This is a genomic window from Psychromonas aquimarina ATCC BAA-1526 (genome assembly GCF_000428725.1).
Lineage (GTDB): Bacteria > Pseudomonadota > Gammaproteobacteria > Enterobacterales > Psychromonadaceae > Psychromonas > Psychromonas aquimarina.
The window spans coordinates 77511-91833 of sequence record NZ_AUAM01000013.1 but is presented as its reverse complement, the minus strand read 5'-3'; the positions used below and the strand labels follow the sequence as shown (position 1 = coordinate 91833).

Genomic DNA, 14323 nt, shown 5'->3' with positions numbered 1-14323 from the left:
TGGTGTCCGAGCTAGCGACTGATAAATGCATTTTGATTGGTAACGGGTATATTTGTTAATGCTACGGTTTGGGAATGGCCAGTTTCCAGTTCAGCCAGCTTTCATTGAACTCTTTTTTCAGTTCAAAGCGGGCAAAAGCGTCACTCATTTCCTGCAGCGGTTTATTGTCCGGAGTGCTCATACTGATCCCCCCTTTTATTAAAGAGGTCAGTGAGGTTGATTTCAGTGCCACACCGGTAATGCCTACATTTAAGTTAAAGCCGGAAGCCGGCCAGAAAATTGAGTTTTCACGGATCAGGTGTGAATATTCAGGATAGATGTTCACCGCGATTTCAACACCCGATGCATCACTGCTGAGCTGCTTGCTCATCACTTCACCAATCTGGATCTGACGGTGATAAACAGGGCTGTTGATATCGGTTGAGCCGGCGTTGTCGGTCAGTAGAATTAACGGCAGACCGGTTTTACTGCGTTCAATAATAGGCGCCTTGACTTCACCGGTAAATTCAGTCGCGGGGGCGCCTTTACCCGGTTCAACATTGATAAATACACCGCTGACTAATGTTGACAGATTTTTAGCGCCGGCTAATGAAATATCACTGCTTACTACCCAGAAGCGGCTGCCTTTACGGGCTGTCTGCGCTGCAAATTCAGCTTTGACATTTACTTTTGCCTGTACTTTACCCTTACTGCTGAGTGTCAGCTCCGTTATTCTGCCGATAACCAGGCCTTTCAGACGTAATTTACTACCGACCTGCAGTTCATTGGCCTGGTCAAAAAGAAGGGTGATAACAGTAGGAGGTTTAGCTGCTTTTTCATAACTGCTGAACAACTTATAACTGCCGTTAGCGTATTTGTTATCTATGTCTTTTTTACCATGATCAACTGCAATACCGCCTTTTACTATGGTTAATAATGACTCTGCCTGTATTTCAATGCCGCCAAGTCCTGCATCTACATTAAAGCCGCTGATATTCCAGAATATACTCTGCTCTTTAATAAGGTGTCTATATTGTCCTTTAATACTTAACTCGGTTTTCATTAAACCTGAGTTGTCGATAGAGAATCCGATTACTTCTCCAATCGGCAGTTTATGGTAATAAACCGGTGAGCCTTCGCTGACTGCGGGTAATTGTTTACTTAAAACAGAAAGAATTAAGGGCTTACTAAAGACATTTTTGCCCACTTCGGCAAGCGCTCTGGAAGGGTATAATCTGAAGCGCAGATTTTTGTCGAGGAGCGTGTTTTTAGCAGATTTTTTGACCGGTTCGGCATTATATAAACCGATACCGCCGGAAAGAAGGTGCTCTAAAGGTGTCGACTGCATCTCTATGCCCTGCAGAGAAGCTTTCATATTGACACCGCTTAATAAATAAAACTGACTGTTTTTGTTAATCAGGTACTGGTAGCTGCTGTCTATGCTGATCGAGGTTTCGATAAAACGGCCGTTCTCTGCAAAATCTAAGCTGCGGATGCTGCCGATTTTTATCCCCTGGTAACTGACCGGATCACCGGCATTTAAACCTGTCGCATCTTCCGTAAGCAGCATTAAGTCAAGCGCAGGAGAGACAGGTAAGCGTGACTGCTGCAGAGCAAAGCTGGAGGCCTTTTGCGCAACTTCCGCGTCTGCTGCAGGGGCAAAAGCGACATAGTCGCCGGTGATAATATTACCCAGATTTTTAATTTTAGAAAATGAAAGCGCGGTTTTTTCAACCCAGAATTGAGCTCCTTGAGTGATCATCTCACTAAACTGCGGGTTGATAGTGGCCTGGGCAATAAACTGTTTCTGCTCAAGGGAATACTCAATATCAGTGATTCTGCCGATGCCGTGACCTTTAAATAAAATACCGGCACCTTTAGGCAGGTTGTTAATATTATTGACAGTCAGCTCGATGGTCTGACCTGCCTCACTTTTATCAATGTTTTCATATAATTCAAACTGAGTCTCTGCGGAAGCCGCTGTGCTCTTCTGTGGAGAGCTGAATGTGATACCTCCGGCGATTAACGAAGTAATACTGTCTAAATTGACGTCGATGCCGGCCCGCGAAATATTAGCCCGTAAGCCGCTTATATTCCAAAACTTGCTGGCGCTTTTTACCAGGTGACTATAATCGCTTTCGACAAAGGCCTTGATATTGACATGACGGCCGCTGTCATCTAAACGCACCTGCACAATTTCACCGACTTTAATTTTTTTAAAGAAAATGGGCGTGCCGACGCTGACTGAACCGGCAGAATCACTTTTAAGGCTGACTAATAAAGCATTATCGGGAATGGATATCGGTTCTTCATCAATTGCGTCAAAAACTGTTGCTTCTTCACCGTCACCGGGTTCTAGATTAATATAGCTGCCTGAAAACAGGGTATCTAAACCGCTAATTGAAGTCAGTGAGGCTTTTGGTGAAACCAGCCAGAACTGAGTCTGCTCACGCAGCATAAAAGTGGCGTGGGATTCAATTTCTGCAATAACATTAACACCGCTGGCGCTGTCCAGTTCAATTTTTTTGACGGTACCGACAATCACACCTTTATAGCGGATTTTGGTTTTATCAACGATAATGCTGTCCGCTTTTTGAAAGTGAATTTTAACCTGTACATTCGCATGGGTGATATTCTGAAATAGAATCCACAGGCCGAGAACGGCCGCCACAACAGGTAAAAACCAGATAGGAGAAATTGAACGAGTTTTGACAATCTGTGCCTGGTTTTCCGAAAAGTGTTCATTCATGTGTTTGAGCGTCCCAAATTAAACGTGTATCGAAGCTGTTAGCTGCAAATAAGGTGGTGATGACTACTACTGTAAAAGAAGTTGCCGCGATTCCCGGATATACGGACAAAAGGTGTCCTTTATCGAAAACGGCAACCATAATTGATATAACAAACAGATCCAGGATCGACCATTTTCCTATCCAGTCAACGAATCCAAATGCCCAGAGCTGTTTTTTGGGGCTTAAGTTCCAATGCAGCTGTACTGATAATGCAATTACCGCTAATGCGGCGATTTTAAAAATTGGAACTGCTATTGACGCAACAAATACGATTAAAGCAATGCCGAGCATATCACTGTTGATTAAACTTAAAATTCCTGAAAATATAGTATCAGGATATAAAGTGTTATTTTTCAGCAGATAGGTAATCGGGTACAAATTTGCCGGGATAATGAATACCACTGATGTAATTAATAATGCCCAGGTTTTTTGTAAACTGTTTTTTTTGCGCTGGCTGATATCGTTAAAGCATACCGGGCAGATTTCTGGGTTATCAATCTGTTTTGAGTAATTGCCGCAGATACTGCAAAGCTGCAGTCCTTGTTCTATACCGGTTTTTCCTGCTGTCGCGCGTTTATCCATGTATATAGCGCTCCCAATAATCATGATTATTATAATTACTTAAAATCGTCATATTAAGCAGTAACAGGGCTGCAAAAAAATAAAAACCCGACCCTAAATACAGATCGGCGTAGGTCATGAGTTTAAAAATGGCAACCATTAAACTCACCATATATACCTCAAGCATCGACCAGTGTATAAGAATACGGGTTATTTTAAAAATTTTCGGCAGATAAGGCGGGTGATAGTTAAATGTTAAACAGGCACTGCTGAAAGTGATGGTTAAAATTAACAGGGTAGGTGCAATCACAGCACAAAATAGAACCACAAATGAGACAACCGGCGCGTTGTCGGTCATCATTAAAGCGCCTTGTAATAAATTAGCCCCTTCGGTAATGCCTAACAGATGAATGGAAATTAACGGAAAAGAGAAGGCAGGTACAAGAAGAATCAGGGCTGCTATGCATAAAGCCAGTATACCGGAAGGGTCACATAAGCTGTTTTTGGCGATCAGCCGCCCGCAGCGTATGCATTTTGCCGCGTAACCCGCTTTTAATTTCGGTACTTTTGAAACCATATCACAATGGTGGCAGATGATTGTTTTCACTGGCTATATTCATATGTTTTAATAGGTAAAGTAGAAGATAGCAAAGTTTATATCTTTAAACAAAGCTTGCATCTTAAATATAAATATTTTACTGTATAAAAAAACAGGTGTGGTACCTGTTCATTATCGAATTATAAAAGAGGCCGCCGTGGCAGTAATTATAAAATACATTGTAGAAAGAAAAGGTGTTGAAAAAATGACCTTTACCAGCAAAAAAGAAGCTGATGCTTATGACAAAATGTTAGACAGTGCTGATCAGCTGGCGGCATTTTTGGGAGCAAGCTCGGTTACCTTAGATGATGAGCAGTTAGAGGAGCTCGGTCTGTACCTGGCAAGTAACAAGGAGGTGGTATTAAATCTGTTTAAAGGCAATGATTTTTTACCAGAAAGCACCCCGGCAAAAAGCAAAAAATAGATAACTTTCAGGCTGTTTAACTCATTATCCATTAAAAATATGTTTAACTTTTAAGCGATTGATAATTGCCGCTTTTCATGCGGCTTATATTGCTTTAAAATGCGCGCTTCGTTTTTATAGATAATACAAATGCTTTTTGGTTGGAAGCATCACTGTGAGGAAAATAGCATGCCAATAATTACTCTTCCCGACGGTAATCAACGTCAATTCGAAAATACTACATCAATAATGGAAATCGCCGCTGATATCGGTCCGGGTCTTGCGAAAGCATGTATCGCCGGTCGTGTAGACGGTCAATTAGTTGATGCCTGTGATCCCATTGAAGATGATGTAAATATCTCTATCATCACCGCAAAAGATGATGAAGGTTTAGAAATATTACGTCACTCCTGCGCGCATTTATTAGGTCACGCAGTTAAACAGCTTTACCCTAAAGCTAAAATGGCTATCGGTCCGACTATCGAAAACGGCTTTTATTACGATATCGACTTAGATGTTGCTATCAATGATGAAGAGCTGGCAAAAATTGAAAAACGCATGAATGAGCTGGTTAAAACCAATTATTCTGTGATTAAAAAGAAAGTATCGGTAGATGAAGCTGTCAGCGTTTTTAAAGAGCGCGGTGAAGAGTATAAGCTGGAGATTCTTGAAGGCATCCACAAAGATGACCGTCCAGGTTTATACCATCATGAAGAATATATCGATATGTGTCGTGGTCCGCACGTACCGGTAATGAAATTCTGTCAGTATTTTAAACTGATGAAAGTTGCCGGTGCTTACTGGCGCGGTGATTCAGACAATAAAATGCTGCAGCGTATTTACGGCACAGCATGGGCTGATAAAAAGCAGCTTAAGGCATACCTAAAACGTCTTGAAGAAGCGGCTAAACGTGACCACCGTAAAATCGGTAAACAGTTAGACCTTTATCATATGCAGGAAGAAGCACCGGGTATGGTGTTCTGGCATAATAACGGCTGGACTATTTACCGCGAATTAGAGAAATATGTTCGTGAGCAGACTGAAGCTTATGATTATCAGGAAGTAAAAGCACCACAGATATTAGATCGTTCTCTTTGGGAGAAATCTGGTCACTGGGGTAAATACAAAGACAATATGTTCTGTACTTGTTCGGAAAACCGCGATTACGCGATTAAACCGATGAACTGTCCGGGCCATGTACAGATCTTTAACCAGGGGTTGAAGTCTTACCGTGATCTGCCGCTGCGTATGGCAGAGTTCGGTTCTTGTCACCGTAATGAACCATCGGGTTCACTGCACGGTCTGATGCGCGTGCGCAGCTTTACTCAGGATGACGCACATATCTTCTGTACGGAAGAGCAGATTCTTAGTGAAGTATCTGCATGTATTCAAATGGTATTTGAATGTTACAAAACCTTTGGTTTTGATGATATCGAAGTTAAATTATCAACCCGCCCGGATCAGCGCGTAGGTGATGATGCAACCTGGGATAAAGCTGAAGCTGCTTTAGGCGATGCCTTAGATAAAAACGACATTAAGTATGATATACTGCCGGGCGAAGGTGCATTCTATGGTCCGAAAATTGAATTTACTCTGTATGACTGTTTAGGCCGTGCATGGCAGTGCGGTACTATCCAGCTTGATTTCTCAATGCCGGGTCGTCTAGATGCTTCATTTGTCGGTGAAGATAACGAACGCCATACGCCGGTTATGATCCACCGTGCGATTTTAGGCTCACTAGAACGCTTTATCGGTATTCTAACTGAAGAGTACGCAGGTATTTACCCGACGTGGTTATCACCGCAGCAGGTTGTGGTGATGAACATTACCGACAAACAGTCTGATTTTGTGCAGGAAGTTGTAAATAAATTGAAAAAATCGGGAATTAGAGCCATTTCGGACTTGAGAAATGAGAAAATAGGCTTTAAAATCCGCGAGCATACTTTAAAGCGTGTTCCGTATTTACTTGTTATCGGTGATAAAGAAGTCGAAGCCGGGGAAGTGGCTGTAAGAACACGTAAAGGTGATGATTTAGGAAAATATAAAGTCGAAGACTTTGTTAATTATGTTAAAGAAGAAATCATTACACGTCGTTAAATCTATTTGGAGGAATTTGTTATAAAAGGTGCAAGAAAAGCCCCGCAACAGGGCAATAAACATCGTTTGAATGATGAGATCACTGGGACTGAAGTTCGTCTTTCTGATTCGGAAGGCAAACCAGTTGGTATTGTTTCACTAGATGAAGCAAAAGAAATGGCAATTGATGCAGATTTAGACTTAGTTGAGATCAGCCCAAATGCTGAGCCGCCAGTTTGTCGCATCATGAATTATGGCAAATTTCTGTACGAAAAGAGTAAATCCGTTAAAGAACAGCGGAAGAATCAGAAACAGGTTCAGTTGAAGGAAATAAAATTCCGTCCTGGGACTGATGAAGGCGATTATCAGGTAAAACTACGCAACCTGACTCGCTTTCTTGAAGAGGGTAACAAAGCTAAAGTAACACTGCGTTATCGTGGTCGTGAAATGGCACACCAGTCATTAGGATTGAATCTTCTAAACCGTATTAAAGCGGATTTAGCTGAGATATCTGTTGTCGAGTCTTTCCCGAAAATGGAAGGCCGTCAGATGGTTATGGTGTTAGGCCCTAAACGTGCTAGCTAAGGCATAAAGTAATGTTATATGCAGTTGTGCATTAATAAATGCATAACTGTGTTGTCATTCGCCTTACTGGTTTAATATAAACTTAGAACAATGCGGAGTTCGCAATGCCTAAAATGAAATCTAACAAAGGTGCTGCAAAGCGCTTTAAAAAGACTGCTTCTGGTGGTTTTAAGCGTAAGCAATCACACTTACGTCACATCCTTACTAAGAAGTCTACTAAACGTAAACGCCACCTGCGTGCTCAAAGCATGGTAGCGAAAGTAGACGTACCAAGTATTAACAGAATGTTACCATTCGCTTAAGTAAGGAATTAAAAAATGCCAAGAGTAAAACGTGGTGTACAAGCGCGTGCACGTCATAAGAAAGTCTTAAAACAAGCTAAAGGTTATTACGGAGCTCGTTCACGTGTTTATCGCGTAGCGGTTCAAGCAGTAACTAAAGCTGGTCAATACGCTTACCGTGACCGTCGTCAGCGTAAACGTCAATTCCGTCAGCTGTGGATTGCACGTATTAACGCTGCATCTCGTCTAAGCGGTCTATCTTACAGCCGTTTCATCAATGGTCTTAAAAAGGCTTCTGTTGAAATCGATCGTAAGATCCTTGCAGACATCGCAGTATTTGATAAAGCAACATTTGCTCACTTAGTTGAAGTTGCTAAAAAAGCACTAGCTTAATCAAATTATCTGATGATTAATTAGATTTTCCAAAGGAGACATTATGTCTCCTTTTTTTTAATCTGAAATTGATGCCGAGGATAATTTATCTGCAGCTTCTGCTCGAAGTAAGTACAGCAGAACAGCTGATTTATCTAGTTACAGGCACGGCTGTTTTGTTATTGATTTTATAATTAGTTATTATAATCAATATGTTACTTTTATCTGTGCTGTGTATCTAAACAAAGCATTGCTTTATTACCGCAAATAATAGAAAAGTTAATTAATTCGATTTATCACACGTCTAAACCTTGTTATTTGTTTTTAAATAACATAAAAAGGTTATTCTGCATTTACCCTATTGAATAACACTAATTCAATAACTGTTATTATGGATAATTTTATGAACGAGCTTTTTTCAAACCGTATCTCTGGTGTGCCGCCGTCTTTCATTCGCGAAATCTTGAAAGTGGCTGTTGATCCGTCAATCATCTCTTTTGCCGGCGGACTGCCGAACCGGGATCTGTTTCCTGTTGATGCGCTTCAGAAAGCAACTAATGATATCTTTAATGAAGATGGTAAGGATATCCTGCAGTACAGTAGTACTGAAGGTTATCTGCCGCTGCGTGAAATGATTGCTGCCGATTACAAGGCTAAAGGTTTAGACATAAATATTGATGAAATACTGATCACCAACGGCTCTCAACAGGGGCTGGATCTGCTTGGTAAAGTCTTACTAAACGAAGGTGATCAGGTTATTATTGAAGAGCCCGGTTACTTAGGTGCTATTCAGGCATTCGAAGTTTATGCTGCAGAATTTAATTCAGTACCTGTGAATCAGGACGGCATGGACATAAACGCACTGCAGGAAACACTGCAAAGCAGTAATGCCAAACTGATGTATACGGTACCGAACTTTCAGAATCCGTCGGGTATTTCATACACTAATGAAAACCGCCGTGCAGTTGCGCAGTGTCTGTCGAAAACTAACACTCTGTTAATCGAAGATAACCCCTATGGAGATTTACGCTTCTCAGGAGAAGAAAAGCAGTCCTTCAAAGAACTTCTGCCGGAGCAGACTATCTTATTAGGTTCATTTTCAAAAACAGTTGTTCCGTCGTTTCGTTTAGGCTGGATTGTCGCGCCGAAACCTCTGATGGAAAAACTGATTATTGCTAAACAGGCAGGGGATCTGCACTCAAATTATTTCTGTCAGCGTGTATTACACCGTTTTTTACAGGATAATGATCTGCCGGCGCATATTGAAAAAATTATTGCGGTATACGGTCAACAGAAATTAGTGATGGAAAATGCCATCAAACGCTGTTTTCCTAAGCAGGTAACCTATATCAATCCGGAAGGCGGCATGTTTCTATGGGTGACCCTGCCCGAATCTCTGTCTGCGATGGAGGTTTTTGATAAAGCGATTGCAGAAAAAGTCGCCTTTGTTCCCGGCGACCCCTTCTACGTTAGTAAACGCGGTCTGCATACACTGCGCCTGAACTTCTCAAGTGTTGATCCCGATATTATCGAACAGGGTATAGCGCGCTTAGGTAAAGTGCTGCATAAGGCGCTGGATAAGTAAATCTATCCTGCCGGCAGCCGCAGAAACCAGTCTGATGACTGGTTTTTTTATACCTGCTTTATGTCACAAACTATACATTTGTAATATAACTGTCATAAAAGCGCAATATACTAGAGCTTGAAGTTTTGCGCCTGCTGTTTATGAAGCAGCCCCATAACTCAATTATTTATATGAGTGACTAAAACAAAACACTTATTTTAAAGCCGGCTGCTGCAGACAGTAAAGTTCATTAACCCGCACTTGTAGAAAATATGCTGGAGATAGTAAATAAATGCATGGTGATTTATCAAACACGTTACAGGCCGATAAGAAACGTGTTATCAAGGATAAACTAGTCAAATACAGTATCAGCAGCGGCGGGGCACTGGTGCTGCTGACACTGCTGCTGATATTCGCTTATCTGCTTTATGTTGTTTCTCCTATTTTCGCTCCCGCCACCATTGAATCTAAGAAAGAGTTCACTTATCAAAGCAGTGCCGAAGTATTAGCATTAGGCCTGGATGAGCAGAATGATATTACTTACCAGATTACTGATGATGGTAAACTGCTTTTCTACTCTTTACGTGATATTGACCTGGGGGAGCTGCTGCTGGCAGAAACAATATCCTCCAATCACAGTGTTTTTGCTAAAACATCGGCTTCTGCCGGTGCTTACCTGTTTGCTGATGCACAGGGGCGGGTGAAAATATTCCAGCCTAAGTTCAGCACCTCCTATCCAGATGATGTGCGTTTGATAACACCTGAAATTAATTACCCTTTCGGCAGTGACTGGATGCAGATAGATGTTCACAAGCAGAAAATCATCAGTGCTGCCTTTGAGCTTGCAGAAGAAAGTGCGGCGGCTGCTGTGGTGACCGCTGACGGGCGCGGCATTTATTACCTGTTAACTGCCGAAGAAAATATGTTTAACGATGAGCTGGTCTGGGAAAAACAGGCTGTTGCGCTTCCTTCACTGCCTCATCGGGTGGATCAGATGCTGCTCAGCCCGGATCTCAACAATCTGTTTGTACGCTCAGGAAATAATTTATTAGTGTATGACGTTGCTGATATTAAAAATATTCGCGTTAAATCTGCTCTAACAATTAATGCACGAGATGCTGATGTGACTGATATGCAGCTGCTGACCGGTGCAAGTTCTTTAATGGTCGCAAATGATAATGGTGTAATCAGCCAGTGGTTCGAAGTTCTGCAGGATAATAAACGCACCTTTACTTTTATCCGCGACTTTAAAGCCCCGGGTAATGTCAGCGCTATTACACCTGAGTATTTCCGCAAAGGTTTTTTAACTACCGACAGCCTGGGATATCTGTCGCTGTTTCACACCACAGGTGATGCCCGTCTGTTAACCACAAAGCTGAGTGACAGCAGCGCTATGCAGATCGCAGTATCTCCGCGTGCCGATGCGCTGTTAATTGCTGATAACAGCAGCCTGCGTCTGCTGGCTCTGGATAATGAACATCCTGAAATTACCTGGTCGGCACTTTGGCAGAAAGTCTGGTATGAAGGTTACCCCGAACCCCAGTATGTCTGGCAGTCGACTTCAGCCAGTGATGATTTTGAAGCTAAAATGAGCCTGATACCGATTTCATTTGGAACAATAAAAGCGGCTTTTTATGCGATGTTGTTTGCGGTGCCGATTGCTGTCTCTGCCGCTGTTTATACTGCTTATTTTATGTCTCCGGCAATTCGCTCCTATATCAAACCTACGGTTGAAATAATGGAAGCACTGCCGACGGTTATTTTAGGTTTTCTTGCCGGTCTGTGGCTGGCGCCTCTGGTTGAGAATCATCTGCCGGGAATTATTCTGCTGCTGATTAGTCTGCCGCTGAGTGTATTAGCGGCTGCATTTATCTGCACTGTTTTACCTAAGCCTGTTAAAGACTCGCTTCCTGACGGCTATCATCCGTTAATTCTGATCCCGGTTCTGCTGCTTGCCGGTTACCTGTCCATGCACTGCAGCGGTAGTCTGGAACTATGGTTATTTGACGGGGATACGCGTATGTACCTGACCAATGAACTGGGTATTGATTTTGACCAGCGTAATTCACTGGTTGTTGGTATTGCCATGGGGTTTGCGGTTATCCCGACTATTTTCTCCATCGCAGAAGATGCTGTTTTTAGTGTACCGAAAAGTTTAACTATGGGCTCCTTAGCATTGGGGGCGACACCCTGGCAGACCTTAATCAAAGTCGTTATCTTAACCGCTAGTCCGGGGATTTTCTCCGCCGTGATGATGGGAGCCGGGCGCGCTGTCGGTGAAACCATGATTGTGCTGATGGCAACGGGTAATACGCCGATTATGGACTGGAATATTTTTGAGGGGATGCGCACTTTATCGGCGAATATCGCGGTTGAGATGCCGGAGTCTGAGGTTGGAAGTTCACATTACCGGATCCTGTTTTTAGCCGCATTTGTACTTTTCATTTTTACCTTCTTTTTTAATACGGCTGCCGAATTTGTGCGGCAGCGTTTACGTGAAAAATACTCCAGGCTGTAAAGCCGCTGACAAAGCACTTTGAGGCAATATGGCTATATTATGAGAAAATGGTTTAAATCAGGCACTCCATGGATATGGATGACCGGCGGCGCGGTAAGTTTAAGTTTAATTGCAGTTATCGGCCTGTTTATATTAATCGGCTGGCGCGGACTGAGTTTTTTCTGGCCGAGCAGTGTTTATGAATTTGATATGCTTGATAAACAGGGCGGTCATTATAATTTAATCGGTGAAATCTACGATGTTGAAACCGTATTAACTGAACAGCTTACTGCCGCCGGTATCAGCGGACTGCAAGATAAGCCAGAGACCCTGCAGCGCTACCTGATAAAAATAGGTAACCGTGAATATGTTGATCTGGACTTTCAATGGGTACTAGAAACAATTATTGCTGACAGAAGTAAACCAAAAGATATTGTTGTATTTGAACGTAGTAAAAACGGCAATTTTTACGGTTATATTGAAGATATTCTGCAGAACGGGCAAAGCGTAGATGTTGAACAGGCACAGTTCATCGATGAACTGCGCAGCAGACTGGATCGTGCCGGTGCGTTACAAGTTCAGCAGGAAAAAGTAGTGAACGGTGAGATTGGAAGCATTAACTTTGCCTTAGAAAAAATCCGTTTAAAAAAACGTAAACTGGATATGGATGGTTTATTAACTGAGCAGAAGCTTCTCGAGCTTGATGTACAGAGTAAAAAATTATCTGCTAAGTACCAGGTGCTGGAAGAACAGCTGTTTTCTTATCGTAAACAGGCGCAGCGCGACAGTGTTGCAGTACGGGATATGAGCGGGCGTCAAGTGCAGCTGCCGCTGTCTGAGGTGATAGACTTTTATCTGCCTAATGATATGAGTTTTTCTGCTAAAGTCAGGCACTGGCTGCATCAGGCTGCTAAATTCGTTAGTGACGATCCGCGTGAAGCAAATACTGAAGGCGGTGTTTTCCCGGCTATTTTTGGTACTGTTTTTATGGTTATGTTAATGGCTGTGATGGTGACCCCCTTTGGTGTTATTGCTGCTGTCTATCTGCATGAATATGCTGGTAAAAACAATCTGACAAAATTTATCCGCATCGCCGTTGTTAACCTCGCGGGTGTGCCGTCGATTGTTTACGGGGTATTTGGTTTGGGGTTCTTTGTATATATTGTCGGCGGCAGCATTGATCAATTATTCTATCCTGAAGCACTGCCTGTACCGACATTCGGCTCCCCCGGGGTTTTATGGTCGGCATTAACTCTGGCTATTTTGACTCTGCCGGTTGTGATTGTATCAACCGAAGAGGGCTTAAGCCGCATCCCAAGTTCGCTGCGGGAAGGCTCACTGGCGCTTGGTGCAACAAAATCTGAAACCCTATGGCGGATTGTTCTGCCCATGGCCAGTCCTGCCATTATGACAGGGCTGATTTTAGCGGTTGCACGCGCCGCCGGTGAAGTTGCACCGCTGATGTTAGTGGGGGTGGTAAAAATGGCGCCGGCACTGCCGGTTGATGCTAACTTTCCGTTTTTACATCTGGATCGCAAATTTATGCATCTTGGTTTTCATATTTATGATGTGGGTTTTCAAAGCCCCAATGTGGAAGCCGCCAGACCTTTAGTTTACGCTACTTCGTTTTTACTGGTAACGGTTATTATCGGGCTTAACCTGGCCGCCATTGCTATTCGTAATAATTTACGAGAAAAATACCGTGCACTGGAACACTGAATTTCGCTTTAAGTGTAATTACAAATATAAACGGGCATATCAAGTTTAATGCTCCAAAGTTGGATAGACAGATGATCACATTAGCAACACCAGCAGCAGACACACAGGCGCTTGCAGGTTTAAGTGCTGCTCAGACGGCACTGGAAATTAAAAAACTGGATCTATATTACGCAGACAAACAGGCGCTCTATGATGTTTCCATGAAGATCCCTAAAGGAAAAGTAACCGCATTTATCGGTCCGTCCGGCTGCGGTAAATCAACACTGCTGCGCTGTATCAACCGTATGAATGACCTGGTTGACAGCTGCCGCGTAGAGGGCAGTATCGAATTACAGGGAATCAATATTTATGATAAGTCTGTTGATGTTGCGTCATTGCGCCGTCGTATCGGCATGGTGTTCCAGAGTCCGAATCCGTTCCCCAAATCGATTTATGAGAATGTCGTTTACGGATTACGCTTACAGGGCATTAAAGACAGGCGCACATTAGATGAAGCTGCTGAGAATTCACTGCGCGCAGCCGCCTTATGGAATGAAGTAAAAGACCGCCTGCACGATAATGCATTCGGCTTGTCCGGTGGTCAGCAGCAGCGTTTAGTTATTGCCCGCGCTATTGCTATCGGCCCGGAAGTACTATTATTAGATGAGCCGACCTCTTCGCTGGATCCGATCTCGACATTAACAATTGAAGAACTTATCTCAGAACTGAAACAGAAATTTACCGTTGCGATTGTAACTCATAATATGCAGCAGGCCGCCCGGGTTTCAGATCAGACTGCATTTATGTATATGGGTAAGCTGATTGAATATTCCGACACCAATACACTGTTTACTACGCCGCTGCAGAAGCAGACCGAAGACTATATTACCGGGCGTTATGGGTAAAAGGTGTTTTTATAA

The 14323-nt window shown here is 42.9% G+C and carries 12 protein-coding genes; 9 read left to right on the top strand and 3 right to left on the bottom strand.

Annotated elements, in window-relative coordinates:
• Window positions 1-61: 61 nt before the first annotated feature.
• From G337_RS0105310 to G337_RS0105300, 3 genes are read right to left on the bottom strand one after another with little or no spacing between them, the layout of a single operon-like run.
• Entirely contained in the window at window positions 62-2728 is a 2667-nt protein-coding gene (locus G337_RS0105310) for a PqiB family protein (protein ID WP_028862956.1), read from the bottom strand.
• Entirely contained in the window at window positions 2721-3350 is a 630-nt protein-coding gene (locus G337_RS0105305; RefSeq protein WP_028862955.1) for a paraquat-inducible protein A, read from the bottom strand. Before G337_RS0105305 ends, G337_RS0105310 begins: the two co-directional genes overlap by 8 nt.
• On the bottom strand, window positions 3343-3936 hold the full coding sequence (locus G337_RS0105300) for a paraquat-inducible protein A (protein ID WP_245597633.1): 594 nt from the start codon (window positions 3934-3936) through the stop codon (window positions 3343-3345). The genes G337_RS0105305 and G337_RS0105300 overlap by 8 nt, the downstream gene beginning before the upstream one ends.
• Window positions 3937-4084: 148 nt before the next feature.
• Here G337_RS0105300 and G337_RS0105295 point away from each other — a divergent pair, with 148 nt between their 5' ends.
• The 9 genes from G337_RS0105295 (at window position 4085) to pstB (ending at window position 14308) form a co-directional block, all read left to right on the top strand.
• Window positions 4085-4351 carry a YebG family protein gene (locus tag G337_RS0105295; RefSeq protein ID WP_028862953.1) on the top strand — a complete coding sequence of 89 codons (267 nt, stop codon included), beginning with the start codon at window positions 4085-4087 and terminating at the stop codon, window positions 4349-4351.
• Between the two features lie 168 nt (window positions 4352-4519).
• Window positions 4520-6427 carry a threonine--tRNA ligase gene (thrS, locus tag G337_RS0105290; protein WP_028862952.1) on the top strand — a complete coding sequence of 636 codons (1908 nt, stop codon included), beginning with the start codon at window positions 4520-4522 and terminating at the stop codon, window positions 6425-6427.
• Between the two features lie 6 nt (window positions 6428-6433).
• Complete coding sequence (gene infC / locus G337_RS0105285; protein ID WP_019613448.1) at window positions 6434-6991, top strand: translation initiation factor IF-3; 558 nt, start codon at window positions 6434-6436, stop codon at window positions 6989-6991.
• A gap of 104 nt (window positions 6992-7095) precedes the next feature.
• On the top strand, window positions 7096-7293 hold the full coding sequence (gene rpmI, locus G337_RS0105280) for a 50S ribosomal protein L35 (protein ID WP_025564055.1): 198 nt from the start codon (window positions 7096-7098) through the stop codon (window positions 7291-7293).
• Window positions 7294-7308: 15 nt separating this feature from the next.
• The gene (gene rplT, locus G337_RS0105275) at window positions 7309-7665 is read left to right on the top strand and encodes a 50S ribosomal protein L20 (RefSeq protein WP_028862951.1); all 357 of its coding nucleotides are present in this window, start codon (window positions 7309-7311) and stop codon (window positions 7663-7665) included.
• A gap of 382 nt (window positions 7666-8047) precedes the next feature.
• A complete protein-coding gene (locus G337_RS0105265) occupies window positions 8048-9229 on the top strand; it encodes an aminotransferase-like domain-containing protein (RefSeq protein WP_028862950.1) in 1182 nt (393 codons plus the stop codon).
• A 271-nt stretch (window positions 9230-9500) separates the two neighbouring features.
• A complete protein-coding gene (locus G337_RS0105260) occupies window positions 9501-11726 on the top strand; it encodes an ABC transporter permease subunit (RefSeq protein WP_028862949.1) in 2226 nt (741 codons plus the stop codon).
• 39 nt (window positions 11727-11765) lie between these two features.
• A complete protein-coding gene (gene pstA / locus G337_RS0105255) occupies window positions 11766-13424 on the top strand; it encodes a phosphate ABC transporter permease PstA (protein ID WP_028862948.1) in 1659 nt (552 codons plus the stop codon).
• Window positions 13425-13495: 71 nt separating this feature from the next.
• Complete coding sequence (pstB, locus tag G337_RS0105250; protein WP_028862947.1) at window positions 13496-14308, top strand: phosphate ABC transporter ATP-binding protein PstB; 813 nt, start codon at window positions 13496-13498, stop codon at window positions 14306-14308.
• Window positions 14309-14323: the final 15 nt, after the last annotated feature.

Excerpts from the sequence above, each read along its gene's own strand:
- G337_RS0105310 (WP_028862956.1), bottom strand. The coding sequence starts at position 2,728 with ATGAATGAACACTTTTCGGAAAACCAGGCACAGATTGTCAAAACTCGT.
- G337_RS0105305 (WP_028862955.1), bottom strand. The coding sequence starts at position 3,350 with ATGGATAAACGCGCGACAGCAGGAAAAACCGGTATAGAACAAGGACTG.
- thrS (WP_028862952.1), top strand. The coding sequence starts at position 4,520 with ATGCCAATAATTACTCTTCCCGACGGTAATCAACGTCAATTCGAAAAT.
- rpmI (WP_025564055.1), top strand. The coding sequence starts at position 7,096 with ATGCCTAAAATGAAATCTAACAAAGGTGCTGCAAAGCGCTTTAAAAAG.
- rplT (WP_028862951.1), top strand. The coding sequence starts at position 7,309 with ATGCCAAGAGTAAAACGTGGTGTACAAGCGCGTGCACGTCATAAGAAA.
- G337_RS0105265 (WP_028862950.1), top strand. The coding sequence starts at position 8,048 with ATGAACGAGCTTTTTTCAAACCGTATCTCTGGTGTGCCGCCGTCTTTC.
- G337_RS0105260 (WP_028862949.1), top strand. The coding sequence starts at position 9,501 with ATGCATGGTGATTTATCAAACACGTTACAGGCCGATAAGAAACGTGTT.
- pstA (WP_028862948.1), top strand. The coding sequence starts at position 11,766 with ATGAGAAAATGGTTTAAATCAGGCACTCCATGGATATGGATGACCGGC.
- pstB (WP_028862947.1), top strand. The coding sequence starts at position 13,496 with ATGATCACATTAGCAACACCAGCAGCAGACACACAGGCGCTTGCAGGT.